This window comes from Streptomyces abyssomicinicus (assembly GCF_008974245.1).
Classification (GTDB): Bacteria; Actinomycetota; Actinomycetes; order Streptomycetales; family Streptomycetaceae; genus Streptomyces; species Streptomyces abyssomicinicus.
The window spans coordinates 776,696-801,628 of sequence record NZ_BBZI01000007.1; the positions used below are offsets into that span (position 1 = coordinate 776,696).

At 72.7% G+C, this 24,933-nt stretch carries 21 protein-coding genes; 12 read left to right on the top strand and 9 right to left on the bottom strand.

Annotated elements, in window-relative coordinates; translation table 11 throughout:
- Positions 1-108 precede the first annotated feature (108 nt).
- Complete coding sequence (locus GBN72_RS16685; protein ID WP_174887146.1) at positions 109-1,500, bottom strand: MFS transporter; 1,392 nt, start codon at positions 1,498-1,500, stop codon at positions 109-111.
- Positions 1,501-2,161: 661 nt separating this feature from the next.
- Between GBN72_RS16685 and GBN72_RS16690 the strand changes: the two genes are divergently transcribed.
- A complete protein-coding gene (locus GBN72_RS16690; RefSeq protein ID WP_151772570.1) occupies positions 2,162-3,358 on the top strand; it encodes an MFS transporter in 1,197 nt (398 codons plus the stop codon).
- A 355-nt stretch (positions 3,359-3,713) separates the two neighbouring features.
- On the opposite strand, the gene GBN72_RS16695 is transcribed toward GBN72_RS16690, so the two are convergent.
- From GBN72_RS16695 to GBN72_RS16705, 3 genes are read right to left on the bottom strand one after another with little or no spacing between them, the layout of a single operon-like run.
- On the bottom strand, positions 3,714-4,658 hold the full coding sequence (locus tag GBN72_RS16695) for a sugar kinase (RefSeq protein WP_151772571.1): 945 nt from the start codon (positions 4,656-4,658) through the stop codon (positions 3,714-3,716).
- A complete protein-coding gene (locus GBN72_RS16700) occupies positions 4,651-5,304 on the bottom strand; it encodes a bifunctional 4-hydroxy-2-oxoglutarate aldolase/2-dehydro-3-deoxy-phosphogluconate aldolase (protein WP_218042058.1) in 654 nt (217 codons plus the stop codon). Before GBN72_RS16700 ends, GBN72_RS16695 begins: the two co-directional genes overlap by 8 nt.
- Complete coding sequence (locus tag GBN72_RS16705; protein WP_246212550.1) at positions 5,301-5,984, bottom strand: GntR family transcriptional regulator; 684 nt, start codon at positions 5,982-5,984, stop codon at positions 5,301-5,303. Before GBN72_RS16705 ends, GBN72_RS16700 begins: the two co-directional genes overlap by 4 nt.
- Before the next feature lie 203 nt (positions 5,985-6,187).
- On the opposite strand from GBN72_RS16705, the gene GBN72_RS16710 reads away from it, so the two are divergent.
- From GBN72_RS16710 to GBN72_RS16720, 3 genes are read left to right on the top strand one after another with little or no spacing between them, the layout of a single operon-like run.
- Positions 6,188-7,591, top strand: coding sequence for an MFS transporter (locus GBN72_RS16710; protein WP_151772573.1), 1,404 nt, complete (start codon positions 6,188-6,190; stop codon positions 7,589-7,591).
- Between the two features lie 30 nt (positions 7,592-7,621).
- Positions 7,622-8,830, top strand: coding sequence for a D-mannonate dehydratase ManD (gene manD, locus GBN72_RS16715; RefSeq protein ID WP_151772574.1), 1,209 nt, complete (start codon positions 7,622-7,624; stop codon positions 8,828-8,830).
- The gene (locus GBN72_RS16720; RefSeq protein WP_246212552.1) at positions 8,827-10,248 is read left to right on the top strand and encodes a mannitol dehydrogenase family protein; all 1,422 of its coding nucleotides are present in this window, start codon (positions 8,827-8,829) and stop codon (positions 10,246-10,248) included. Before manD ends, GBN72_RS16720 begins: the two co-directional genes overlap by 4 nt.
- A 711-nt stretch (positions 10,249-10,959) precedes the next feature.
- Here the strand turns inward: GBN72_RS16720 and GBN72_RS16725 are convergent.
- Together GBN72_RS16725 and GBN72_RS16730 are read right to left on the bottom strand one after the other, a co-directional pair.
- Positions 10,960-11,535 (bottom strand): snapalysin family zinc-dependent metalloprotease, encoded by a 576-nt coding sequence (locus GBN72_RS16725; protein ID WP_151772576.1) that lies wholly within the window; start codon positions 11,533-11,535, stop codon positions 10,960-10,962.
- 242 nt (positions 11,536-11,777) lie between these two features.
- Complete coding sequence (locus tag GBN72_RS16730; protein WP_151772577.1) at positions 11,778-12,554, bottom strand: SDR family NAD(P)-dependent oxidoreductase; 777 nt, start codon at positions 12,552-12,554, stop codon at positions 11,778-11,780.
- Positions 12,555-12,753: 199 nt separating this feature from the next.
- Here GBN72_RS16730 and GBN72_RS16735 point away from each other — a divergent pair, with 199 nt between their 5' ends.
- From GBN72_RS16735 to GBN72_RS34140, 7 genes are all read left to right on the top strand, one after another.
- Positions 12,754-13,365 (top strand): DUF1349 domain-containing protein, encoded by a 612-nt coding sequence (locus GBN72_RS16735; protein ID WP_439959775.1) that lies wholly within the window; start codon positions 12,754-12,756, stop codon positions 13,363-13,365.
- 1,005 nt (positions 13,366-14,370) lie between these two features.
- Entirely contained in the window at positions 14,371-16,626 is a 2,256-nt protein-coding gene (locus GBN72_RS16740; protein ID WP_151772578.1) for a glycoside hydrolase family 3 N-terminal domain-containing protein, read from the top strand.
- A 233-nt stretch (positions 16,627-16,859) separates the two neighbouring features.
- Entirely contained in the window at positions 16,860-17,759 is a 900-nt protein-coding gene (locus GBN72_RS16745) for a YwqG family protein (RefSeq protein ID WP_151772579.1), read from the top strand.
- 113 nt (positions 17,760-17,872) lie between these two features.
- Positions 17,873-18,445 carry an HAD domain-containing protein gene (locus GBN72_RS16750; RefSeq protein WP_246212554.1) on the top strand — a complete coding sequence of 191 codons (573 nt, stop codon included), beginning with the start codon at positions 17,873-17,875 and terminating at the stop codon, positions 18,443-18,445.
- Between the two features lie 161 nt (positions 18,446-18,606).
- On the top strand, positions 18,607-18,981 hold the full coding sequence (locus tag GBN72_RS16755; RefSeq protein WP_151772580.1) for a roadblock/LC7 domain-containing protein: 375 nt from the start codon (positions 18,607-18,609) through the stop codon (positions 18,979-18,981).
- Between the two features lie 186 nt (positions 18,982-19,167).
- A complete protein-coding gene (locus tag GBN72_RS16760; RefSeq protein ID WP_151772581.1) occupies positions 19,168-19,530 on the top strand; it encodes an ArsR/SmtB family transcription factor in 363 nt (120 codons plus the stop codon).
- Positions 19,531-19,608: 78 nt separating this feature from the next.
- The gene (locus GBN72_RS34140; protein WP_164540679.1) at positions 19,609-19,782 is read left to right on the top strand and encodes a hypothetical protein; all 174 of its coding nucleotides are present in this window, start codon (positions 19,609-19,611) and stop codon (positions 19,780-19,782) included.
- 94 nt (positions 19,783-19,876) lie between these two features.
- Here GBN72_RS34140 and GBN72_RS16765 read toward each other — a convergent pair whose 3' ends face one another.
- Positions 19,877-20,353, bottom strand: a complete 477-nt coding sequence (locus tag GBN72_RS16765; protein ID WP_151772582.1) for an SsgA family sporulation/cell division regulator — start codon at positions 20,351-20,353, stop codon at positions 19,877-19,879.
- 826 nt (positions 20,354-21,179) lie between these two features.
- Between GBN72_RS16765 and GBN72_RS16770 the strand changes: the two genes are divergently transcribed.
- The gene (locus tag GBN72_RS16770) at positions 21,180-22,406 is read left to right on the top strand and encodes an acyl-CoA dehydrogenase family protein (RefSeq protein ID WP_246212556.1); all 1,227 of its coding nucleotides are present in this window, start codon (positions 21,180-21,182) and stop codon (positions 22,404-22,406) included.
- A 159-nt stretch (positions 22,407-22,565) separates the two neighbouring features.
- Here the strand turns inward: GBN72_RS16770 and GBN72_RS16775 are convergent, their stop codons facing one another.
- Positions 22,566-23,036: a hypothetical protein gene (locus GBN72_RS16775; protein WP_151772584.1), complete on the bottom strand. Its 471-nt coding sequence runs from the start codon at positions 23,034-23,036 to the stop codon at positions 22,566-22,568.
- The gene (locus GBN72_RS16780) at positions 23,033-24,928 is read right to left on the bottom strand and encodes a helix-turn-helix domain-containing protein (protein WP_151772585.1); all 1,896 of its coding nucleotides are present in this window, start codon (positions 24,926-24,928) and stop codon (positions 23,033-23,035) included. The genes GBN72_RS16775 and GBN72_RS16780 overlap by 4 nt, the downstream gene beginning before the upstream one ends.
- Positions 24,929-24,933: the final 5 nt, after the last annotated feature.

Below are 24,933 nucleotides of genomic sequence, written 5' to 3' on the forward strand. Positions count from 1 at the left end.
GCGCGGTGCCCGCCTCCTGAGCTCCGACGCGTGAAGGCTCCGTACACCAGGGTGTACGGAGCCTTCACGTGTGCGGCCGGGGCGGCCGGTGCCGCCCCCGGCCGGGGGTCACACCGCCTGCTCGCTCCGGGCCGGGGCGGCCGGGGCGGCCGGGGAGGCCGCGGAGGCGCTGGAGCCCTCGATGTCGTTCAGGTCCCGGTCACGGGTCTCCTTGGCCACGGCCACCGCGATCAGCGTGATGACCGCCGCGGCGATCACGTACAGGGAGATCGGGGTCGAGGTGCCGTAGCTCGACAGCAGCGCGGTCGCGATCAGCGGCGCCGGAGCGCCCGCGGCCACCGAGGCGAACTGGGCGCCGATGGAGGCGCCGGAGTAGCGCACCCGGGTCGAGAACAGCTCGGAGAAGAACGCGGCCTGCGGGGCGTACATGGCGCCGTGCAGGACCAGGCCCACCGTGACCGCGGTCAGCAGGGAGAGGAAGCCGCCCTTGTCGATCAGCCAGAAGAACGGGAACACCCACAGGCCGATGCCGGCCGCGCCGATCATGTAGACCGGGCGCCGGCCCCAGCGGTCGGAGAGCGCGCCCCAGGCCGGCACCGCGCAGAAGTGGATCGCGGAGCCGACCAGCACCGCGTTCAGCGCGGTCTGCTTGGACATCTCGGCCGCCTCGACGGCGTACACCAGGATGAACGCGGTGATCACGTAGAACGAGATGTTCTCCGCCATCCGCGCGCCCATCGCGATCAGGATGTCCTTCCAGTGGTACCGGAAGACGGCGACCAGCGGAAGCTTCTCGGCCGTGCCCTCGGCCTTGCGGGCCTCGGCGGCGGCCAGCGCCTGCTTGAAGACGGGCGACTCGTCGACCGACAGGCGGATCCACAGGCCGACGACCACCAGCAGGCCGGAGAGCAGGAACGGTATGCGCCAGCCCCACGAGTTGAAGGCGCTCTCCGAGAGTGTGGCGGTCAGCAGTGCCAGTACACCGGTGGCCAGCAGCTGACCGGCCGGGGCGCCGGTCTGCGGCCACGAGGCCCAGAATCCACGCCGCTTCGGGTCGCCGTGCTCCGACACCAGCAGCACCGCGCCGCCCCACTCGCCGCCGAGGGCGAAGCCCTGCACCAGACGCAGCACCGTCAGCAGGACCGGCGCCACACTGCCGATGGTGGCGTGGGTCGGCAGCAGGCCGATGGCGAAGGTCGCGCCACCCATCATCAGCAGACTGATCACCAGCAGCTTCTTGCGGCCCAGCCGGTCGCCGTAGTGACCGAACACCAGGGCGCCCAACGGGCGGGCCAGGAAGCCGACCGCGTAGGTGAGGAACGCCAGCAGCGTACCCACCAGCGGGTCCTCGTCCGGGAAGAACAAGGTGTTGAACACCAGCGCGGCGGCCGAGCCGTAGAGGAAGAAGTCGTACCACTCGATGGTGGTGCCGATGAGGCTCGCGGCGACGATCTTCTTCAAGCTGTTCGGCGTCGGGGGCGCGGCTGCCGATGAAGCCATGGTGACCACTTCCAGATGTGGGATGGGGACGTCTACGTGTCGGCACAACGTAGAAAGGCCCAGGTCAAGCGCACATGTGGTGGGACACCATAGTTTTGGCCGCAGGTGTGCGTGCCTCCACCATGACGGTGCGATCGTTCCTCGCCGGAGCCGTTGTGGGGGCCGAAAACCGCCCCTGAGAGCCCCTTGTCCGCGTCGCCCTGCCGAGGTACGACCCAGGTGTAGTGCCCACAAGCGTTTGTCGACGCGGCCGAGGCCCTGATCGCGAAGACCTCCGGTGTGGTGGGGTCGACGAGGGGGCCTACCTGAGGCCCCGTGCCTCGAACGACGGACGGACCGAGGCGCTGACAGACGTCTGCGCGTAGGTGTGCCCCAGGCGTAGGCGTGCCGGCACCGGCAGCGCCTGGCGGCCTCGTCGTGACCCCGCGCACCAGGAGCTTCGTCTGCATTAGCGAGCCAACTGGGTACTACAGCAACGGAGTTGACGGTGGATGTCGTCTCGGCGAGCTCTCTGTGGGCTGGGTTGCGTGGACATGACGGGGTGTGGGTGCGACCTTCTTGCGGGGCGCCGGGATGGCACGGACGGCCGCCCCCGGACTCCCGCGCCCCTTGATGCCGCCGTCGAGGCGTTCGCGAGGGTCGCGGCAATCGAGGTACTGACATGAAGGAACGGGCGGACTTCGGGAAGCGGCCGGCGTCGGCGCTCGTGGCCCTCGCGGTCGCGGCGTTCTGCTTCGTCTCGGTCGAGACCATGCCGGTGGGCCTGCTGTCGGTGATGTCCGCAGACCTGGGCGTGCCGTCCTCCCACATCGGCCTGCTGGTGACCGGGTACGGGGTCACGGTCGTGGTCGTCTCGCTGCCGCTGGCCCGGGTGGTGGCGCGGGCGCCCCGCAGACCACTGCTGCTCGGGCTCGTGGCACTGCTGACGGCGGCCACCGCCGTGTCCGGCCTCTCGCCCGGATACGGCCTGCTGTTCGCCGCCCGGTTGTCGACCGCGCTCAGCCAGGCTGTCTTCTGGGCTGTCGTGGCTCCGGTCGCCGCAGGGATGTTTCCGGTGCGCGTACGGGGACGGGTGACCGCCGTCGTGTTCACCGGCGGCTCGCTCGGCCCGATGCTGGGCGTTCCCGCGGGGACCTGGCTGGGGCAGCAGGCCGGCTGGCGGGTGACGTTCCTCGCCCTGGCGGGACTGGGTCTCCTCGCGTTCCTCGTCCTGGCCGTGGCCATGCCGACCACTCCGGCACATCACGAGCACGCCGGACGCGGCACGTCACCCGACGCCCGGCGGTACATGCTGGTGCTCGCCACCACCGCGCTCTCGGTGGCGGGATTCTTCGCCGTCTTCACGTACACCTCCACGTTCGTCACCGCGGTCGCCGGCATGCCGGCCGTGCTGCTGGGCCCGTTGCTGGTCGCCCGTGGGCTGGCCGACTTCGGCGGGATCGCGGTCGGGGGCATTCTCTCCGACCGGAACCAGCGGCTCGCGGTGCTGCTGCCGGCCGCCCTCCTGGCAGCCACGTTGATCGGCATGTTCGCCCTCGGGACCGACCCGGTGGCTGCCGGGACCACCCTCGTGCTCACCGGGCTCGCCATGGGTGCTCTGACTCCGGCCCTGCAGAACCGTGTCATGGAGTTCGCGCCGGGCAGCACGGACACGGCATCCGCGGGGAACTCGATCGCCTACAACATCGGTATCGCCCTGGGCTCGTCCCTCGGCAGCCTCGCCATCGCCCACACCGGGCCCCGCGGCACCGCCCTCGCCGGTGCCGCGCTGGCCGCGGGTGCCGTGCTGATCGCCCTCCGGGTGCCCGAGCCCGACCGGCCGCGCACCGGACCCACGAAGGAGGAGGACCATGGATGAGACCGTGGCACCGCGGACAGGGGACGACGTCGGCTCCGACGAGGAGTTCCCGTGCGCCCGGTCGGCCGACACCGGTGCGAGGGACCCCCTTCCCCGCCGACGACTCTGCGGCGTGGGGCGTCGTGGCGGCCCTGGACCGGCAGGTCCGTGACGCCGAGACCCTCCATGCGCTCGCCCCCACCACCGCGCGGGCACGCGGTGCCGGCGAGGAGCAAGGTGCGGAGCGGCCCGGGGCCTCGGAGGCCGGGGCCCCGCAGGCCGGGCCCCGGGTGCCGGCGACCGCCCCGTCGGCGGGCCGGGACCGGACCGGCCGGCCGGCCGACGGGGCGGGAGGCGCCGCGGCAACCGGGACGCCTCAGCGCGAGACGTTCTCCGAGGCCGTCAGCAGCCCCAGCTCGCGCCGGGTCGGCAGTCCCTCCCAGTCGCCCGGGACGGTGCAGGCGAACGCCCCCGTCGCCGACGCCGTCCGGAGCCGTTCCACCAGCGGTTCGCCCGCGAGGAGTTCGGCGAGGTAACCGGCCACGAAGGCGTCGCCCGCGCCCACCGTGTCCACCGCGTCCACCCGCAGCGCGGGCATCCGCACGCGTTCGCCGTCGGCGACCGCGGCGCACCCGTCCGCACCCAGCTTCACGATCGCCTGCGACGGTCCCAGCGCGCACAGCGAGGCGGCGACCTCCAGCGGATCGTCGTCCGCGGCCACGAACAGCTCGGCCTCCTCCGGCCCGGCGAACACCACGTCCGCCTCCCGGACCAGCCAGGCCAGCCCTTCCGCGGCCTCGGCCGGGCTCCACAGCTTGGTGCGGAGGTTGACGTCGAAGGAGACCGTCAGACCGTGCTCCCGGGCGACCGCCACGGCATGCCGCACGGCCTCCGCGGCCGACGCCGACAGGGCCGGGGTGATGCCGGTGACGTGCAGCAGCCGCGCGTCCCGGAACACCTCGGCCGGCACGTCAGCGGGGGAGAGCCGGGACCCGGCGCTGCCCGCGCGGTAGTACCAGACACCGGCCGTCCGCGCCGTGCGCCGCTCCTTCACCATCAGCCCGGTCGGCGCGTCCGCGTCCACCAGGGCCCGCACGTCCAGGTCCTCGCCGCGCAGCTCGCGCAGCACCCGCTGCCCGAACGGGTCGTCCCCGACCCGCCCGATCCAGGCCGCCGACACGCCCAGCCGGCGCAGGCCGACCGCCACGTTGCTCTCCGCCCCGCCGATGCCCAGGCTCATCCCCGGCACATGGGCGAGGGCGCCGACCCGCTCGGGCGCGAGCAGGGCCATGGTCTCCCCGAGGGTGACGACCTCAGCCACCGGACACCTCCGCGGCGGCCTCGGTCACGCTCTTCACGACCTCCCGCGCCCGAACCCGCAGCTCACCGAGGTCACCGCCGGCCAGGGCGTCACCGAGCAGCGGGCCGCCCATGCTCACGGCAGGGCACCCGACCCGGATCCACTCGCCGGCACTCGCCCGGTCCACGCCGCCGGACGGGATGACCGGCATCGCCGGGAACGGTCCGTGCAGGTCCTTCACGTACCGCGGCCCGACCGCGGAGGCCGGGAACAGCTTCACAGCGCTCGCCCCGGCGGCCCAGCCGGTGCGCAGCTCGGTCGGCGTGAGCCCGCCCGGCACGATCGGCACGCCCCTGTGCACCGCCGCGCGGATCAGCTCGGGATCGGTGTGCGGCGTGACCACGTACCGCGCCCCGGCCGCCAGCACGGCGTCCAGGTCCTCCACCGAGAGCACGGTGCCCGCGCCCACCTCGGCGTCCGGCCCGAGGGCACCGGCCAGGTCGGCGATCGCGGCCACGCCGCCGGCGGTGGTCAGCGTCACCTCGAAGCTGCGCACGCCCTCCTCGGCCAGCACTTCCGCCGCCGGCCGCAGGAACGACGCGTCCGCGGCGCGCAGCACCGCGATCACGCGGCTCTCCAGGAGGATCGGACTCAGGGGGATGCTCATCGGTGCTCCTTCGTACGGGGCTGCCGGCGGGGCGGCGCTGTGTCGTCGCCGCCGAACAGTTCGGGGTGGCGGTCGCGGATGGTCTCGACGTCGGCGAAGACCTGCCGCAGGTGGCCGCGGAGCGCCGTCTCGGCGCCGCCCGCGTCCCCCCGCTCCAGGGCGTCGACCACGTCGGTGTGCTGCTGGACCAGCAGGGGGATCCGGTCCTCCAGGGGGAGCGACAGCCGCCGCGCCCGGTCCAGGTGGGCCTTGGCGTGCCCCACCACCGACCAGGCGTCGCCGTGCCCGCCGACCGCCATCAGCCGGGCGTGGAACTCCTCGTCGAGACGGAAGAACGTCTCCGGGTCGCCGCGCCGGTCGGCCTCCGCCTGCCCGGCGAGCAGCGCCCGCAGCTCCAGGACGTCGCGTTCACCGGCCTGCGCCACACCGTCGCGCAGGGCGGCCAGCTCCAGGGCCTCACGGACGAACTGGGCCGAGACCACTGCCTGCGGCCGGATCCGCGACACGAAGGTGCCCAGCTGCGGATACACGTCCACCAGGCCCTCCTCGCCGAGCAGTATCAGGCTCTCGCGGACCGGCGTGCGGCTCACGCCGAGCTCGGCCGCCAGATCGTTCTCCGACAGCGCCGCGCCCGGGCGCAGCTCCAGTCCCACGATCCGCGTACGCAGCAGTTCGTACACGAGCTGCCTCGTGTTACGCCCTCGTGCTCGCGCCGCGTGCAACCCGTTGGCCGAGACCATCGCGTGCCCTCCCCCACTTGACCTTGTCTGACGTACTTGTATGGTAGCCGACGAACCAGGGGCCGCAGGGACTCGGGTGGATCTCCCCTCGATCCCCCTCCATCCCCGTCCCAGCGGCCTTTCCCCTGCAAGGAGGCAGGCAGATGAGCAACACCCCCGCCACGGCGTCCCCAGCGCCGCCGACGTCCAAGAACGTGCGCCGGACCGTCGGTGCCTCGGTGGTCGGCACCGTCGCCGAGTACTACGACTTCTTCATCTACGGCACCGCTTCGGCGCTCGCCTTCAACAAGGTGTTCTTCCCCGAGGTCGACCCCACCGTGGGCACCCTCGCCGCGTTCTCGACCTACGCCGTCGGCTTCTTCGCCCGTCCCCTGGGCGGCCTGGTGTGGGGGCACATCGGTGACCGCGTCGGGCGGAAGAAGGCCCTGGTCTTCACCCTGCTGCTGACCGGGCTCGGCACCTTCGTGGTCGGCCTGCTGCCCACCTACGAGCAGATCGGCATGTGGGCCGCGGCCATCCTGGTCCTGGTCCGCCTCATCCAGGGCTTCGGCGTCGGAGGCGAGCAGGGCGGCGCCGTCCTCCTCACCGCCGAGGCGGCACCGCCCGGCAAACGAGGCTTCCTCGCCAGCTTCGTCCAGCTCGGCTCGCCGGCCGCGTACCTCATCCCCACCGGTCTGTTCGCCCTGCTCACCACCCAGCTCTCCGAGGAGGCGTTCCTCTCCTGGGGCTGGCGGGTGCCGTTCCTGCTGAGCATCCTGGTCGTCGCCATCGGCGTCTTCATCCGGCTCAAGGTCAACGAGTCGGAGACCTTCCAGGAGGCCAAGAAGCAGCAGAGCACGCACCAGACCGCGCCGCTCAAGCTGCTCGCCCGCAACCACAAGCGCGAGCTGTTCGGCGGTCTGTTCACCAAGTTCGTCGAGGCCGCGGTCTTCCCCTTCTACACCGTCTTCCTGGTCACCTACGCCAAGGAACACGGCGTCGACTCCGGCCTGGTGCTCAACTCCGTGCTGATAGCCATCGCCTGCGAGCTGCTCGCCATCCCGCTGCTCGGCCGCCTCACCGACAAGGTGGGCCGCAAGCCGGTCTACTTCACCGCCGCGGTCCTCAACCTGGCGCTGGTCGTCCCGGCGTTCAAGGCGATCGAGACCGGGAACATGGCCGTGATCGTCGTCCTGCTGATCGCCGGCCTCGCGCTGGGCCACGCGGGCACCTACGCGCCGCAGGCCTCGTACTTCCCCGAACTGTTCCCCGCCCGCGCCCGCTACAGCGGCGTCTCGGTCGTCTGGCAGTTCGGCTCGATGATCGCCAGCGGACCGTTCACCGTCGTGGCGGCCGCGCTCCTGATCGCCGGCGACGGCTCCTACACCTGGGTCGCCGTGTACGTCGCGGCGCTGATCCTGGTCAGCATCGTCGCCCTGTTCTTCATGCCGGAGACCGCTCCGGGCCGCCGCGGCGGCGCGGAGTACGCCGACTGGGGCCGCGGCGACGCCGACGCCGGCACCACCGCTCCGCACGCCGCGCGCGTCACCGCGTCCGCCGGCAACTGATCCACCACGCTCCACGGGAAGGGCTGCTCCATGGCCACCATCACCGAGGCGAAGGTCATCGTCACCTCGCCCGGCCGCAACTTCGTCACCCTCAAGCTCACCACCTCCGACGGGGTGACGGGTCTGGGTGACGCCACCCTCAACGGCCGCGAACTCGCCGTCGCTTCCTACCTGAACGACCACCTCGTGCCCCTGCTGATCGGCCGTGACGCCGACCGCATCGAGGACATGTGGCAGTACCTCTACAAGGGTGCCTACTGGCGCCGCGGCCCCGTCACCATGACGGCCATCGCCGCGGTCGACACCGCCCTGTGGGACATCAAGGGCAAGGTCGCCGGCATGCCGGTGTACGACCTCCTGGGAGGCAAGGCCCGCGAGGGTGTCCTGGTCTACGGCCACGCGAGCGGCGCCACCGTCGGCGAACTGATCGACGACGTCGCCCGGTTCAAGGAGGCGGGCTACCGCGCGATCCGCGCCCAGGCGGCCGTGCCGGGTGTCGCGGGCACGTACGGCGTCCGCAAGGGCGCCGTCTACGAGCCGGCCGCGGGGGCCCTTCCCGAGGAGCAGCTCTGGGACACCGAGAAGTACCTGGACTTCGCGCCCCGCTACCTCGCCGAGATCCGCGAGCGCTTCGGCTTCGACTTCCACCTGCTGCACGACGTCCACCACCGCCTGACCCCGACCGAGGCGGGCCGCCTCGGCGCCCGGCTGGAGGAGCTGCGGCTGTTCTGGATGGAGGACCCGTCCCCGGCCGAACTGCAGGAGAGCTTCCGGCAGATCCGCCGGGCGACCACCACGCCGATCGCGGTCGGCGAGGTCTTCAACTCGATCTGGGACTGCCAGCAGCTGATCACCGAGCGGCTGATCGACTACATCCGCTGCTCCGTCGCCCACGCCGGCGGCATCACCCACCTGCGGCGCATCTTCAACCTGGCCGAGCTGTACCAGGTCCGCACCGGCTCGCACGGCGCCACCGACCTCTCCCCGGTCAGCATGTCGGCCGCCGTCCACCTGGACGTCACCGTGCCCAACTTCGGTATCCAGGAGTACATGGAGCACGACCCGGTCACCCACGAGGTGTTCCGGCCCACCTACGAGCTGCGTGACGGCGCCCTGTACCCGTCCGACGCCCCCGGACTCGGCGTGGAGCTGGACGAGGAAGCCGCGGCGCGCTTCCCGTACAACCCCAAGTACCTGCCCGTGGGCCGCCGTTCGGACGGGTCGGTGCACGACTGGTGACCAGACTCGATCTCGGCGCGCTGGCCGGGCTGCCCGAGGGGGCCGGCCCGCTCGCCGACCCGCGCTCCCTGCGCACCCGCATCGTCCACCTCGGCCCGGGCGCCTTCCACCGTGCCCACCAGGCCGTCCACACCGAACAGGCCGAGGCACTGCACGGCGGAGGCTGGGGCATCGCCGGCTTCTCCCAGCGGGGGCGCAGTGTGGTCGAACAGCTCGCTCCGCAGGACGGGCTGTACTCGCTGACCCTGCGCACCCCCGACGGTCCCCGCACCCGGGTGGTCGGCCAGCTCCGTGAGGCCCTGCACGCCGCCGACGACGCCGACCGGCTGCGGGCGCTGCTGGCCTCCCCGGAGGTCACCGTGGTCACCCTCACGGTGACCGAGAAGGGCTACCGCCGCGCCCCGGGCGGCGGCCTCGACACCGCCGACCCGCTGGTCGCCGACGATCTGGCCGGCGCGCACGTGCCGGGGAGCGTGCCCGGCCAGCTGGCCCACGGCCTGCGGGCCCGGCGGGTGGTCTGCGGGGCCCCGCTGTCCGTCTTGCCGTGCGACAACATGGCCGACAACGGCCAGGTCGTGGCCCGCCTCGTCCGTGAGTTCGTCGAGGCCTCCGGATGGGACGACCGCGACACCCTGCTCGCCTGGATCGACGAGGCGGTCGCCTTCCCCTCCACGGTCGTCGACCGCATCGTCCCGGCCACCACCGACGCCGACCGGGACGCCGCGAGCGCCGCCCTCGGCGTCCGTGACGAGGCGGCGGTCACCGGCGAGCCGTTCACCCAGTGGGTCCTGCAGGACACCTTCGCGGCGGCCCGCCCCCGCTGGGAGGACACCGGCGCGCTCCTCGTCCCGGACGTCGCCCCGTACCAGGTGATGAAGCTCCGCCTGCTCAACGGCAGCCACACGCTGCTGAGCTGCCTCGGCCTCGCCGACGGCCGGGAGACCGTCGCCGACGCCATGACCGCCCCGTGGGCCGAGCCGGTCCTGCGCGCGTACGCCGCCGAGGTCGCCGCGACGCTTCCGCCCGGCCTGGACGCCGACGGCTACGTGGACGGGCTGGTGGACAGGTTCGCCAATCCGGCGATGCGCCACCGGCTGGGGCAGATCGCCACCGACGGTTCCCTCAAGGTCCCCGAACGCTGGCTGGCCCCGCTGCGCGACCTGCGCGCCGCGGGCCGTGAGGTCCCGGTCCTGACCGGAGCCGTCGCGGCCTGGGCCCGTCACACGCGGGACCACCGGCCCGACGACCCGGCGGCCGGCCGGCTGCGTGCCGCCTGGGACGGGCCCGCGGACCGGGCCGTCCCGTCCCTCCTCGCCGTCCTCGGCGCCGAGGACCTCGCGGCCGACCCGGTCTTCGTCGCCCAGGTCCGCGACCGGATCGCCGCCCTGGACACCCACGGCCCCACCGTCCTGCTCTGACCCTGCTCCGGCCGGCTCCCGCCGGCGGGCCCCGGCCCCGGAATCCCTTCGGATTCCGGGGCCGCACGCCGTCAGGAGAGGCTGTCCCCGGTGCGACCCGACGGAGCCCGCCCCGGCAATGGACGGCTCCTCACTCGTCGTCGTACGGGTTCCGGCAGACACCGCCGGTACCGGCCGGTGAGGAAGCCGATCCCGGTCCTCGCGGCTTCCGCCGGGAGGAAACGGCCGAGGACCACGACCGGTGCGTCACGGTCAGGAGCAGGCGAACCGGTGGCCGATCGGGCGATCGGGGCAGGACCGGCACTCGAACAAGTACACGCCGCCCGCGTCGCCCAGCATCAGGCCCGCCGCGTCGTGGGCGGCGAGACCCCGCTCGCCCCGGTGGGAGCCACGTGCGCCAGGACTCCCCGTCGTACTCCCAGCCGGCCACGGTGAGCAGGTGATCCATACGCCGTCCGCACGCCGCGCAGTCCGGCCGGACGGGCTCCTGGATCCAGCCCGGACAGCCGCCCAGCTCGATGCCGGGGGCGCCGGCGAGGTCGTCGGCCGGCCACGGCAACGGCCCTCCGACCGAGCTGTCGTGACAGGACGGGTGGCCCGCCCGGGGATGGAACCGCACCGTCTCCCGGCGCAACGGCGCCAACCGCCCCGTCGGCGAACCCCTTCGCCGGCGGGACGGAAGCCCGCGGACCGGGCTCGGGGTCGCCGGACCTACCGGGCGTCGACGACGGTGCGGCCGTCGGCGGGGACGAGCGCGGTCAGGCGGTTGGCGTACAGGGACTCGACGCGGGCCTGCTCGGTCAGGTTGGGAACCGCGTTGGTGCAGCCGGTGCCGGCGCTCGACCCGGACATCAGCTGGGAGCACGGGCCGGGCTTCGTGTCGGGCAGGCCGAGACTGTGTCCGAGCTCGTGGGCGGCGATGCGGGTCTTGTTGTACCCCTGCGACACGGCCTGGCTGCCGAGTTCGACGCGCACCTGACCGCCCGGACGGACCGGTCCCAGAATCGCCTGCGGCCAGCCGGTGGTGGCCACGATCACGATCTCGGCCCGGGTGCCGGGCGCGGCCTCGACCAGTTCGACGTTGTCGATGTTCGCGTTCCAGGAGGCCACTCCCGCGGCGATCGCCGACTCCCAGCCGGCGGCACGGCTGTCGTCGTAGCGGAGTGTCACCACGGCCGCGGCGCTCATGGAGTCGGCCGGGGCCGGGGCGGCCTGCGCCGCCGTGGTCGCGGCCAGGGTGATCGCCGCGGCGGTGCCCGCCGTCTTCAGCCACAAGGACTTCTGCATTGCTGTCCCTTCACTCGTGGGGGTCGGCCCCGAGGAGCCGGGTGGGGGAGGAGGTTCACGGCGACGGGGTATGCGCTCGTGGGGACTCCCAGCACTTCGGAACTGCAGAACCTCTGCCCAGCAGGGCCGTATGGTCATGCGCATGTCATAAGAGTTCGGCCGGAAACGGCCCATGCCACCCTCGGCCGCGGTCATGTACCTTCGGCGCCCAGGGCGTGAACAGCGGCCTGACGGCCGCCCGTTCAGGAGGTGGTGACGACCTCGCCGGTGGCCTCGGCGAGGACGGCCAGCAGGCGTTCCTGCACGCCGGGGTCGTAGGCGGCGGGGTTGGCCTGCAGGGACACCCGGTGCTTGAGGTAGCGGCCGGTGGCCAGGGCCTCCGGCTCGTCCGAGGAGGCCAGCCACACCTGGGTCTCGGCCCCGTCCGGCAGCGCGTCCGTCGCGTTCGGGCCGCCGAGCCTGGTGCGGACCCAGCCGGGGTCCACCGCGCTGACCACGGTGTCGGGCCACATCCGTGCCACGGCGAACGCCAGCACCACGTCCATGAGCTTGCTGTCGGAGTAGGCCTGCATGCCGTCCCACACACGCTTCTCGAACGTCAGGTCGTCGAAGTCCAGGCGGCCCTCCGACTCCAGCCCCGAAGTGAGGTACACCAGCCGCGCCGGGCGGGGGAGCAGCGCGGTCAGCAGGTAGGGCGCCACGACGTTGACCTGGAAGACCTGGCCGAGACCGTCGGTGGTCACCACCCGCCGGGAGGCGCCGCCGCCCACACCGGCGTTGTGGATCACGGTGTCGAAGGGGCCGGCCTCGGCGGCGGCCATGGCCAGAGCCCGGGTGCCCTCCAGCGAAGCCAGATCGCCGACCAGCACCGCCGCTGCGCCGGGCAGCGAGGCGCGCAGTGCGGTGGCCCGCCCTTCGTCGCGGGCATGGGCAACGACGCGGTGGCCGGCCTCGATCAGTACCCGGGCGGTCTCGTGCCCGATGCCCTGGGCGGAACCGGTGATGAAGATGCTGCTCAAGGTGCGTTTTCTCCCATGACGAAACGGTGAGAGCGCCGGTGGCCGCCCCGGTCCGGTCCGGTACGGTTTCGGGTCCGGGACGGTGGCGCGGCAGTGGCCCTCGGCCGGAGCCGGTCGGCCCCGCGAACCGGGCGACAGCATAGGGGAGCGCTCCCACCGGGCGTTGACACCTTGTCACCCGCGCGACGAGACTGCGGCGGTGAATTCGCTGACCGTGCCCGGCGTGCCCTTCCCGCTCCACGCGCAGGGCGAGCCGCCCTGCGCGCACGAGATCGCCGACGGCGCCCTGCGCCTGACCGGGCAGGCGGGGACCGACCTGTTCCTCGACCCGGCGGGCACCGGTACGCCGCCGGACGGGGGACGGCTGACGGGAGTGCCGCCCGAGGGGGACTTCAGTCTCGCGGCGCGAGTGCGGGTGGAGTTCGCCTCGGCGTTCGACGCCGGCGTCCTGCTGGTGCACGCCGCCGAGGACCGCTGGGCCAAGCTCTGCTTCGAGTACGCGCCGCAGAAGGTCCCGACCGCCGTCACCGTGGTGACCCGCGGCACCTCCGACGACGCCAACGCCTTCGAGGTGACCGGCGACACGCTGTGGCTGCGCGTCGCCCGGTCGGGCCGGGCCTGGGCGTTCCACGCCTCCACCGACGGGGAGTGGTGGCGACTGCTGCGCTACTTCACCCTGGACGAGGGCGAGCCCGGACGCACCACGGTCGGCTTCCTCGCCCAGTCGCCGACGGGTCAGGGCTGCACCGCCGTGTTCGACCGCACGACCTTCACCCCCGCCGCCCCCGCCGACCTCCGCGACGGGTCCTGACGCGGGGGCTGCCCGGGCGCAGCCCGCACGGCACCGCAGCCTTCACCGGCCCGGCCCCTTCACTGGCCCGGTCCCTTCACCGGCCCGGCCCCTTCTCCGGCCCGGTCCCTTCTCCGGCTTGGCCCGGACCCGGCCCGGAACCCTGCCCGACCGGGCGCGCCCGACCCGGGCCGGCTCGGCGTGTCCGCTCCGGCCAGGCATGGCTCGCGCCCTGCCTGGCGCGAGCCGCCGGCGGCTCTGCGGGCACACCCGCCTTCGTCCTCGGCGGACCGGACGCCGCCGCAGGGTGACGCCGCGATGCCCGATGCCTTCGCCGCGCACCCGACGCGCGCGTCCGTCCCTGAGGGGGGACCCTCGCGGTGCACCCCGCGTCCTCCGCGAGTTCCGAAGGTTTTGTGACGGCTGTTGACAGCGGAGAACCCTGCTGGCTTTATGAACCGTAGGGATGGGAGCGCTCCCATCCCCGCTCGTGTAAGTCCTCTCGATTCTGTGACGCACCAGAACGGCACACAGTGGGACAGAAGCGATCGCGCCGCCTGCGGGCTCTCAAGGCGGAGCCGTGGTCGCAGGCCGCCTCTCTCCCGCGGTGCCGCGGCAGCAGCGGCCGGCTCACCGGCTCGCCGACCCGGTGAGCCGGCCGTCGCACCACCAGCTCCGCCCGCACTCCGCACCGGCGTCACCGCAGGAACGCACTGCCGCCAGGAAGCACTGCCGCCAGGACGCACCACCGCAAGGACGCACCGCCGCAGCCGCACCGCCCGCACCACGGTCCCGCCGTCCTTCCCCACGGCGGGGCCGCCCCCACGGGGCAGGCCGGCGCCCCGCGCCGGTGTCCGGCCGCCGCCCGGACACCGTCGCGTGCCTCGTCGCGTGCCCCACCGGCGTACCGAAAGGACGTTCCACTACGGCATTCGTGGCCATTTCCGTCCGGACCGCCCAGAGGCGGGAACCCTTCCGGTCCCGGCCGCTTCCGCTTCCGCTCCCGCGCATCCGAAAGGCCTGTCGATGAGACCAACGACCTACCACCGCGGCCGTTCCGGCTACCTCCGCCGCAAGCGGATGACGGCCGCCCTGTCCGTCGTCGCGGCCTTCCTCACCCTGGCCGTGCTGACGGTGGCCCAGCCGTCGGCCGACGCCACCGCCCAGGCCGCGGCGCTGCCGTACCAGGATGCCTCCCTGGCCGTCGACGAACGGGTGGACGACCTGCTGGCGCGGATGACGCTGGACGACAAGATCGGTCAGATGACGCAGGCGGACAAGGACGCGATCGTCCCCCAGTCCGACGTGAAGACCTACCGCCTCGGTTCGGTCCTGTCCGGCGGCGACGGGACGGTGAGCCCCAACACCGCGCAGACCTGGGCCGACACCTACGACGCCCTCCAGCGGCAGGCCGTCGCCACACCGCTCGCCATTCCGATGATCTACGGCATCGACGCGGTGCACGGCGCCAACGCGGTCCGCGGCGCGACGATCTTCCCGCACAACATCGGCCTGGGCGCCACCCGCGACCCGGCGCTCGTCGAACGGATCGGACGGGCGGTCGCCGAGGAGGTGACCGGCACGGGCGTCGACTGGACCTTCGCCCCGTGCCTGTGCGTGGCCCGGAACGACCGCTGGGGCCGGACCTACGAGTCGTTCGGCGAGACGCCCGAGCTGGTCTCCTCCATGGCCACCGCCGTCGACGGCTTCCAGGGGGCCGACGGGCCCGGCTCGGTGCCGGCCTCCGTCCTGGCCACCGCCAAGCACTACATCGGCGACGGCGGCACCACGAACGGCACCGACCAGGGCAACACCCAGCTGACCGAGGCCGAACTGCGCTCCGTCCATCTGCCCCCGTTCAAGGCGGCGGTGGACCGGGGCGTCGGCTCGGTGATGCTGTCCTACAGCAGCTGGAACGGCGTCAAGGTGCACGGGCACAAGTTCCTCGTCACCGACCTGCTCAAGGGCGAACTGGGCTTCGACGGCTTCGTGGTCTCCGACTGGGCGGCCGTCGACCAGCTCGACGGGCAGACCGGCTTCACCGCCGACGAGGTGAGCAGGGCGGTCAACGCGGGCGTCGACATGGTCATGGTGCCGACCGACTACAAGAAGTTCATCAGCCTGCTGCGGGCCGAGGTGAACGCCGGACGGGTGCCGATGTCACGCGTCGACGACGCCAACCGCCGCATCCTCACCCAGAAGTTCCGGCTCGGGCTGTTCGAGAAGCCTTTGACCGACCGCGCGTACACCTCGACGGTCGGCTCCGCGGAGCACCGGGCGCTGGCCCGCCAGGCCGTGCGCGAGTCGCAGGTGCTGCTCAAGAACGAGGGCGGCGTGCTGCCGCTGGCCAAGTCCGCCAAGCTGTTCGTGGCCGGCAAGTCGGCCGACGACATCGGCAACATGAGCGGTGGCTGGACGATGAGCTGGCAGGGCAGGAGCGGCGACATCACCCCCGGCACCACGGTCCTGGAGGGCATCCGGGAGGCCGCCACCGACTCCTCGCGCGTCACCTACGAGCGGTACGGGAACGGCATCGACGGCAGCTACACCGCCGCCGTCGCCGTGGTCGGCGAGACCCCGTACGCCGAGGGCCGCGGTGACCGGCCGGGCGCGATGGGCCTCGACCAGGAGGACCTGCAGACCCTGGCGAAGCTGAAGGCCAGCGGCGTGCCGGTGGTGGTCGTGCTGGTCTCCGGCCGCCCGCTGGACATCGCCGCGCAGCTGCCCGACTGGAAGGCCCTGGTCGCCGCCTGGCTGCCGGGCACCGAGGGCGGCGGTGTGTCGGACGTGCTGTTCGGCGACCACCGGCCGACCGGCAAGCTGCCGATGACCTGGATGCGCAGCGCCTCGCAGCAGCCGATCAACCAGGGTGACGGCAAGGACGCCCTGTTCCCCTACGGGCACGGGCTGACGTACGGCGCGGTGACCGAGCCCGAGCCCGAGCCCGAGCCCACGCCCACCCCGACGCCGGGCACCGGGATCTGCACCGTGACCGCCAAGGTGACCAGCTCCTGGTCCGGCGGCTACCAGGCCGACGTCACGGTGCGCAACACCGGGACCGCCCCGCTGACCGGCTGGGCGGCGAGCTGGGACCTCGGCGCCCGGACGATCACCAACGTGTGGAACGGCACGCTGACGACCAGCGGCGGCCGGGCCACCGTGCGCAACACCGCCTGGAACGGCACGGTCGCGGCCGGGGGCACGGTCACCTTCGGCTACACGGCGAACGGGTCCGCGGCCGGTCTGCCGGCCCCGGACTGCACCGCGACGACGGGCGGCTGAACCGAGCGACGGCCGGCCGCACGTGACGGGCAGGGCGGGCCGCACGGGACGACGACGGCCGGCCGCGCCTGACACCGGACGGTTGGACAAGAGGCCCCCACCCCGGCGTCACCGCCCCCTCGCCCGCGCGGCAGGGGGCGGTGACGGCCGCGGCCCTCCGAGGTGGGCGGGGCGGATGTCCGAGGCGCCGCGTAGGGTCCTGCCGTCACGCGCACCCTTCCCGGAGGTCGGTCATGACCCGGCACACCCCACCCCGTCCCGTCGACGTGGCGGCGCTCTTCCCGGAGCTCGTCCCGTTCCGTCGTGAGGCGCTCCGGCTCCATCCGCGGGCGGGGAACCCGACGCACCGGGAGAGCTCGTTCGGGGGGCCGCTGCTGTGGCCGGCGGAGGAGGCGTGGCCGGAGTGCGCGGACGCCGACGCCCATGTCGACCTGGGGAACGGAGCACCCGACGGGACCGCGACGCCGCTCGTCCCCGTCCTGCAGATCCACCGGGCGGACGCGCCCGGCGTTCCGTTCCCGGACGGGACCGACCTGTTGCAGGTGCTGTGGTGCCCGTTCGACCACGACCCGCAGTACTGCCCCAGCCCGGTGGTGCGCCGACGGGCGGCCGAGGCCGTGGGCGAGGTGCGGGCCGCTCCGCCCGCGCCGGCCGGCGCGATGGAGGAGTACCTCCCGTCGCCCTGCGTGCTCCACCCCGAGCGGGTCACCGAGTACCCGGACGCCGATCTGCCGGGTGACCTGCGGCGGGCCCTGCGCGAGCGTCTCGACCTGCTCGAGCGGGAGACGGGTCTGGAGTACGGGTCCGACCTCGCCTCGGCGCCCGGCGTCAAGCTGGGCGGATACCCCGGCTGGACCCAGGCCCCCCAGTGGCCCGGCTGTGACACGTGCGGGCGTCCCATGGACCACCTGCTGACCGTCGCCAGCTGGGAGTACGACGGCGTGTGGAGCAGCTGGATCCCCCTGGAGGACCGGTCCGCGGCCGAGGGCGGGCGGGAGGACTTCCGCGACGAGCGGTCGCTGTCCGTGCGCGAACCGGCGGGACTGATGCTCGGCGACGCGGGCGGGATCTACCTCTTCGAGTGCCGGGCCTGTCCCGAACGCCCGGCCGCCCACCGCTTCGACTGCTCCTGACACCCGGTGGACCTGGTCGCCGGCCGCGGCCCAGGGAGTCTGAGTACCCGTACTCATGACCCGGTCCGCCGCTTCCGCGACGCTGGACGCGTACGACGACACGAGGGGGACCCATGAGCCGGCCGCTGCTCTTTCTCGACGTCGACGGGCCGCTCAACCCGTACGCCGCCGCCCGACCGGCGCCCCTGCCCGGGTACCGGGCGCGGCCCGTCCCCACCACACTCGCGGCCCGTCCCTGGCGGCTCTGGCTCAACCCGGCGCACGGCCCCGCCCTGCTCCGCCAGGGCTTCGACATCTGCTGGGCCACCGCCTGGATGTCCGAGGCGAACCGGCACATCGGCCCCGTCCTCGGCCTCCCGGAGCTGCCGTTCGTGGACTTCGGCGACGACCTGTTCGGGGAGCGCGCCGACGGCGTCCACTGGAAGACCGCGGCGATCGTCGAGCACGCCGCGGGCCGCCCGTTCCTCTGGGTCGACGACGAGACGACCATCCTGGACGACCTGTACGTCGCCGCCTGGTCTCCCGCCCCCGCGGCGCTCCACCACGTCGACCCCCGCGTCGGGCTACGGCTGGAGGACTTCCTCGCGCTCGGCGACCTGGCGGCCGGGCTCGACGGTCGCCACGGCCGGATCGGTGCCCACGATCGCGATCGCACGGAACTCGCCGGACTACGGGCAGGCGGTTGATCGCTTCTTATCATCGGACGGTCGCACAAAAGCGGCTGTTCGATCATCTTGCGTCATTGCTGATCAACCTCTCTCCGTGCCGATGTGATCCGCGTACGTTGCGGTCGCAGGCGGGCTCGTCATCGGAGCCCGTTCCAGTCGACGAACAACGGAGGGCTCCAATGGCGGGCGTGGAAGTGGCACTCAAGGAACTGATGACCGAGATCGAGGGCTCGCTGGGCGCGGCCGTCGTCGACTACACCAGTGGCATGGCCCTCGGCAGCCTGGGCGGCGGCAAGGACCTGGACCTGACCGTCGCCGCGGCCGGCAACACGGACGTCATCCGTGCCAAGGTCCGCACCATGGAGCACCTGGGCCTCAAGAGCCAGATCGAGGACATCCTGATCACGCTCGGCACCCAGTACCACCTCATCCGGCTGGTGACGGGCCGCAACGGCAACGGACTGTTCCTCTACCTCGTGCTCGACAAGGACCGCTCGAACCTCGCCATGGCCCGTCATGTGCTCAAGCGGGTGGAAGCGCAACTGGAAGTCTGAACTGCTCCGCGACCCGGCAGACGCATGCCCGTGAATTGAAGAACTCTTCAAGTCATCACATGGAGATCACTCCAATCCGTGAACGTCGGTCGGCCGGGTCGGGAAGATGAGCGGACAAAAGCCCATGGCGCGGCCTGGGAGTGCCGCGCCATGGGGCCAGCCACCCCGACCGGCAGGAAGAGCGCCATGCAACTGCCCCTCTATCAAGCCAAGGCAGAGTTCTTTCGCATGCTGGGGCACCCGGCCCGCATCAGGATCCTGGAACTTCTCCAGCACGGACCGGTCCCGGTCCGGGATCTGCTCGCGGACATCGAGATCGAGCCCTCCAGCCTGTCGCAGCAACTCGCCGTCCTCCGCCGTGCCGGCATCGTCGTGTCCATCCGGGAGGGTTCCACCGTCAGCTACGCGCTGGCGGGCGGCGACGTGGCGGAACTCCTGCGCGCGGCCCGCCGCATCCTGACCGAGCTGCTGGCGGGACGGAACGAGCTCCTGGCCGAACTGCGCGAGACGGACGCCCCCACGCCGCCGGTCGCGGCGACCGCCGAGTAGCCGACCGGAACGACGTATGCCGTTTCCGGCGGCCGCTCGCGGGCAGGCGAACTGACGACAGCCTACGAAGGGAGTGCCATGAGTGCCGCAGAGAAGGCCAAGGCCAAGGCCGAGAAGATCCTGGGCAAGGCAGTCCGCAAGGGAGCCCACGCCGCCGGTGACGACACCACGGCGGCCAAGGGCGGCGCCCTCGAGGCCCGCGGGCACGGCCGGGAGAAGAAGGAGAAGGGCAAGGACGCCTTCAAGCACTGACCCCGGCCCGGCATCGGTGCCGGATCCCACATCGGTGAACGAGCGGCCCGCCGCGCGCACGACGCGCGCACGGCGGGCCGTTCCCGTGGGCCGGTCAGCCCGGAGGCCCGGGCCGCGTGAGGCGGTCGACGGCGCTCCAGTCGAGCCGTGACTCCTCGCTGCCGTCGGGGACCAGGCTCCAGGTCCTGTCGAGCCAGTGCTGCACGGGCTCGCGCGGCAGGTCCAGGAGCGCGTACCCGGTGGCGCTCTGCAGCAGGATCCGGGCATGGGTGCTGCCGGAGCAGCCGCAGCGGCAGCCCCCGGACGGCCAGACGCGGACGTCGCCGTCGCCGCTGGGCTGGTACAGACCCTCCTGGAGCAGCTCGCGGGCGAATACCCAGCGGGTCCGGCGGTCCCCGTCGGCGGTGAAGCTCAGGCTCACGCCCAACGGCTCGGCCAGGTCGTAGCGGAGGTGGACCTGCAAGGGTGCCGCGGCCTCCTGGTTGAGCACGAGGTGGCAGGTCAGCAACAGGTCGACCGGGTCGTCTCGCCGGGACCGGCCGTCGGGACCGGTGCGTTGCACGGGGGACATGGAAGCGCTCCAGGAGGCAGGGGCCGGCACGGTGCCGCGCGGTGGACGCCGGGCGCTCCGCCCGGCGGAGTCCACCCTGGCCGCGGCACCTGCTCACCCGCGAGACCAGCGGATGCTCACCCGTCGCTCAGTCCGCGCTCGCCACAACCGCCGGCTGCCCCGGCTGTCCCGGATGTCCGGGATCGTGCGGATGCCTCCGGCTCCGGGGGCGGGGGTTCCCCGCGCGCGAAGAGCGAGTTCGCGCCGTGCGGGCGCGGGCGACCGAAGGGGGCCTCCGGCCGTCCGGCGCCCTCCCGGGTGACCGGATCGCACGCCGGCGTGCGCGGTCCGAGGTGGTGGTTGAACGGTGAATGACCCACTTTTCCCGGGGATCCGCCGCATGGCCCGGGAATGGACCGTCTCGTTCGGGCGCGCGCCGGGGCGCAAAAGGCGCGTGAAACGGTTGGCGGGATGTAGCGTCTTGCGCAATTGCCAGAGACACTCTCGCGCACCGATCGAAAAGCGTCACCGGCGGCTTCTCGCCGAATGGTTTTGACGAACTGTTTTCGTGACCATGACGGCACTTCCGTTTCATTTCGACGAATGGCGGAAGAGGTTTCGGTGCAGGTCGGAAAGGGTGCAAAGGCGCGATCATGGAATGGAACGGCATATGCCCCGGCGGGTGGCGTCGTATGCGTTTCGGCCAAGTCTGAACGGCTGTCTAGGCGGATGCGTGTGAACGTTGGAGCATGAGGGAGTCGGCTGTTGGATGGGGCGTCAATTGGCCGACAAGTTGCTTCCGCGCCGCTCCGGGCGCGCGGGGAAAACGGGAACAGGGGGTCTCCACGTGGATCTTTTCGGTACCGCCGCACACGACGCGTTACGGGGCAGGGTGCGGGAGTTCGCCGAGGCCGAGATACGACCCCGCATCGGTGAGCTGGAGGCGGAGAGGATCGTCGCCGAGGTCGGCCAGAAATTGTCGCGCATGATCGCCGAACAGGGCTGGATCGGCGCCACGATTTCCCGCGAGTACCAGGGCATGGGTGTGGGTCATCTCGGCAAGACGGTGATCATCGAGGAGCTTTCCCGGGTCTGCGGGGCGATGGGCGCGATGGCCCAGGCGAGTATTCTCGGCGTCGCCAAGATCATCCATTTCGGGGACGCGGCGCAGCGGGCGGCCTGGCTGCCACGGATCGCCAGGGGCGCCTGTCTGCCCACCATCGCCGTCACCGAGCCGGGCTCCGGCGGACACGTCCTCGGAATGACCAGCAGCGCGGTCCGCGACGGCGGCGACTACGTACTCGACGGACGCAAGGTCTACGTGGGCAACAGCCATGTGGGCGATCTCCACGGTGTGGTGGTGCGCACCGGGCGGGGGTCGCGTGGGCTTACCGCCTTCCTGGTCGAGGCGGACCGGCCGGGAGTCCGTCTCGTCCCGCAGCGGGAGTCCATGGGACTCCACGGCTTCTCGTTCGGGGAGATCGTCCTCGACGGCGTCCGCGTGCCGGCCGCGCACCGCCTCGGCGAGGAGGGCCAGGGACTGGACGTCGCCTACTCCTCCTCGACGCTCTACGGCAGACCGAACCTCGCCGCCGTCTCGCTCGGCATCCACCAGGCCGTGGTCGAGGAGACCGCGGCCTTCTGCGCGGAACGGATCCGTTACGGCAGGCCGCTGAAGGACCTGACCAACATCAAGATCAAGCTGGGCGAGATGCAGTCGCGTCTGATGACCGCGCGGACCGCCCTCTACCACGCGGTGAGCCTGCTCGACCACGGGATGCCGTGCGACGAGGAGATGATGAGCGCCAAGGCGGTCAACGCGGAGTACGCCATCACCTCGGCCCGGCAGGCGATGGAGATCCACGCGGCGGCCGGACTGTTCACCGACCGCGGGGTGGAACGGCACGTGCGGGACGCGTTCCACATCCTCGCCCCGGCCGGCACGTCCGACGTCCAGTACCTGCGGCTGGCCGAGACGGCACTGGGGGAGGGCAAGGGCTCGTGGTCCGTCCGCCTCGCCCACGTGGCCCGCACGGTCCCGCAGGGGCCCGGGCGGGGGCTCCTCGCGGTGTGAGAGCGGTGCCGTGGCCCCGCAGGGGCCCTGGCACCGTGGTGTCCGGCCCCGGACGGCGTACCGTCCTTCGCGCACGAGGGGCGGTACGCGGCCCGGGGCGGGGCACGTCCCGCGGGGGCCCGGTCGCGGTGACCGGGCCCGCCCAGCCCGCCCCTCCTGTCATCCCGCGGTCCCGGGCCAGACGCCGTACGCGAAGCAGCCGCTGACGTCGTCGACGCCGAGCCGCCAGTGGTGGCCCACCGGCATCCGCGGCGCCACGCCGACCATGAGCTCCTCCTCGAGTTCCTCCCTGCTCCACTCCTCCGGCGGGACGACCCCCACCAGCCGGGCGTACAGCCCGGTCAGCGCCGACCGGAGCACCTCGTCCTCGGCCAGCATCTGCGCGGGCACGCGCAGATGCGCGCCGGGCCACAGCCGCGACGGCACGACGGACGCCAGGGCGAGGGCCCGCGCCCGGTCGGGGCTCAGACCGGCGGCCTCCCGGACCTCCTCGGCGCCGGCGCCCTCGTACCGGGCCTGGAGCATCAGCCGGTCGCGCGCGGCGCAGGCCGCCGCCACGTGCTCGGCGTGCCAGCGCAGCCGCTCCATCAGCTCCTTGATCCGCAACTCGCTCCCCGGTCCGCCCGTCATGACACCTCCAGCGGCCAGGGGGACCCGTTCGCCGGACGCGGCGCCGTCGCCGTCGTCGTCAGGGCCGGATAGGGCTCACCCGCCGGAGTGGTCGCGTACATGGCGCAGGTCAGCGGCCGGATGCCGCTGAGCCGGTGCTCCCCGTGGTCCTCCATCAGGTCCTGGGGGATGCCGGTGATGAAGTCCCGCTCCAGCAGGTGCTCCGCGGCCTGGATGTGGGCGCGCACGGTCTTCGGCGCGATGCCGACCCGGACCGCGGCCTGGTCGACGTGGAACTCGCAGGTCACCCAGGACCGCAGGGTGCGGACCAGGTCACGCCGGTCGGTGGCGAGCGGCCGCAGTGTCTTGTCGGCCCACGCCCGGACCTCCGGACCGGTCAGGAGGTCGTGCAGGGTGGCCGGCGGGCCGGCCTCCCCGGCGCTCCCGGTGCCGTACATCCGCACCACCTGGATGGCGAGGGAGAGCGCGATCCGGTGCATGGTGCGCTCGGGGTCGAGGCCCACCGCCTCGCAGGTCTGGGTGACCCGCCGGGCAAGGGTGTTGCGGTGCATGCCGAGCACCTTGGACGCCGCCGTGGTGCGGAACTCCAGTGCCATGGCGGTGAGTTCGAGCTGACGTATCCGGGCGGTGCTGAGGATCGGCTGGAGCAGCGCGGAGGCCCACGACCGGGCGGGCCCGGCCGGCAGGACGTCGGCGAGGCCCGGTGGACGCGGCGACGCGATGACGATCCGCTCCGGGTAGTGCGAGGCCCGGGTGAGCGCGGCGAGGGCCTCGTCGTAGGCGTCGCCCACCTGCTTGAGCGGATGCGGCTGGCTGCCGCCGATGTGGACCCCCGCCGTGCGGAACACGTCCAGCAGATGCCGCACGGTGTGCTCGTGCTCCTGCTCCTCGACCAGCGGCACCACGCTGATGATGTGGTTGTCGAAGGCAGGGCAGGCGACCGAGAGCGCCTGACCGGCGAAGAGCCGGTCGGCCTGCGCCATCACCAGTGCCCGCCCCGCCCGGCCGCAGTCGGTGACGTAGACCTGGGCGTGGGTGGGGTCCAGCAGCCCCGGCATGATCGACGCGGTGACCCGCTGGGCGTCGACCGCGTGCCCGGTCATCAGCAGCTGGAACGCCGACAGCCGCACCTGGCGGACGGCGTCGGAGACCACCAGGTCGTCGGAGCGCCGCCGTCCCGGCATGGCCACCGAGAGCACCTTGGCCGCGCAGGTGGTGAGTTCGGTCTCCGCCTGCCCCAGCGGACGGGGCGTGCCGACGACCAGGGCGCCCTGTCCTCCCAGCGGCACCGAGGAGACGTACAGCCCGTCGACCATCTGCCGCGGCTGGTCGGGCTGTTCCAGCGCGGCCGCCAGGGTCACGGGAGCGGCGGGCGGGGCCGCGGCGCGCACTCCGCCGGAGTCGCGGACGACCACGCTGCCGGGCAGTTCGGCCGCGAGGTACTCGGCGATCCCGGTGACCGTGTCGGCCTGCGGATGGGCGAGCTGGTCGAGCAGGGTGCTCAGCCGCGCGGCGTGGCGCCGGGCGGCGACGACACTGAGTTCGGCGACCCGGTGGGTCAGCAGCGCCTTCCAGTCGCTGAGCGAGTGCGACGTGGTGAGCAGCGGCAGGCGGTGCTGGGCCGCCGTCTCCCGCAGGGCGGGGTCGAGCGTGTCGGGGGCCGCTCCGGAGACGACCAGCGCCGCCGCGCCGCCCGCCGACAACGTGTACATGATGCGTTCGGCGTCCTCCAGATAGCGGCCGTGGGTGACGATCAGCGCGTGCCCGATGCTGGAGCGGATCCAGTCGGTGTCGGAGAGGACCTGCGCGCAGTGCACCTCGCGGTCGTCCCCGACCTGGCAGGCGGTGATGCCCAGCTCGGGGAAGGCCGGTAGATCTCGGACGGTCAACATGTGCC

Bases quoted from the DNA above. Each gene is read 5' to 3' on its own strand.
- GBN72_RS16685 (WP_174887146.1), bottom strand. From the start codon at position 1,500: ATGGCTTCATCGGCAGCCGCGCCCCCGACGCCGAACAGCTTGAAGAAG.
- GBN72_RS16690 (WP_151772570.1), top strand. From the start codon at position 2,162: ATGAAGGAACGGGCGGACTTCGGGAAGCGGCCGGCGTCGGCGCTCGTG.
- GBN72_RS16700 (WP_218042058.1), bottom strand. From the start codon at position 5,304: ATGAGCATCCCCCTGAGTCCGATCCTCCTGGAGAGCCGCGTGATCGCG.
- GBN72_RS16710 (WP_151772573.1), top strand. From the start codon at position 6,188: ATGAGCAACACCCCCGCCACGGCGTCCCCAGCGCCGCCGACGTCCAAG.
- manD (WP_151772574.1), top strand. From the start codon at position 7,622: ATGGCCACCATCACCGAGGCGAAGGTCATCGTCACCTCGCCCGGCCGC.
- GBN72_RS16725 (WP_151772576.1), bottom strand. From the start codon at position 11,535: ATGCAGAAGTCCTTGTGGCTGAAGACGGCGGGCACCGCCGCGGCGATC.
- GBN72_RS16740 (WP_151772578.1), top strand. From the start codon at position 14,371: ATGAGACCAACGACCTACCACCGCGGCCGTTCCGGCTACCTCCGCCGC.
- GBN72_RS16745 (WP_151772579.1), top strand. From the start codon at position 16,860: ATGACCCGGCACACCCCACCCCGTCCCGTCGACGTGGCGGCGCTCTTC.
- GBN72_RS16750 (WP_246212554.1), top strand. From the start codon at position 17,873: ATGAGCCGGCCGCTGCTCTTTCTCGACGTCGACGGGCCGCTCAACCCG.
- GBN72_RS16755 (WP_151772580.1), top strand. From the start codon at position 18,607: ATGGCGGGCGTGGAAGTGGCACTCAAGGAACTGATGACCGAGATCGAG.
- GBN72_RS16760 (WP_151772581.1), top strand. From the start codon at position 19,168: ATGCAACTGCCCCTCTATCAAGCCAAGGCAGAGTTCTTTCGCATGCTG.
- GBN72_RS34140 (WP_164540679.1), top strand. From the start codon at position 19,609: ATGAGTGCCGCAGAGAAGGCCAAGGCCAAGGCCGAGAAGATCCTGGGC.
- GBN72_RS16765 (WP_151772582.1), bottom strand. From the start codon at position 20,353: ATGTCCCCCGTGCAACGCACCGGTCCCGACGGCCGGTCCCGGCGAGAC.
- GBN72_RS16775 (WP_151772584.1), bottom strand. From the start codon at position 23,036: ATGACGGGCGGACCGGGGAGCGAGTTGCGGATCAAGGAGCTGATGGAG.
- GBN72_RS16780 (WP_151772585.1), bottom strand. From the start codon at position 24,928: ATGTTGACCGTCCGAGATCTACCGGCCTTCCCCGAGCTGGGCATCACC.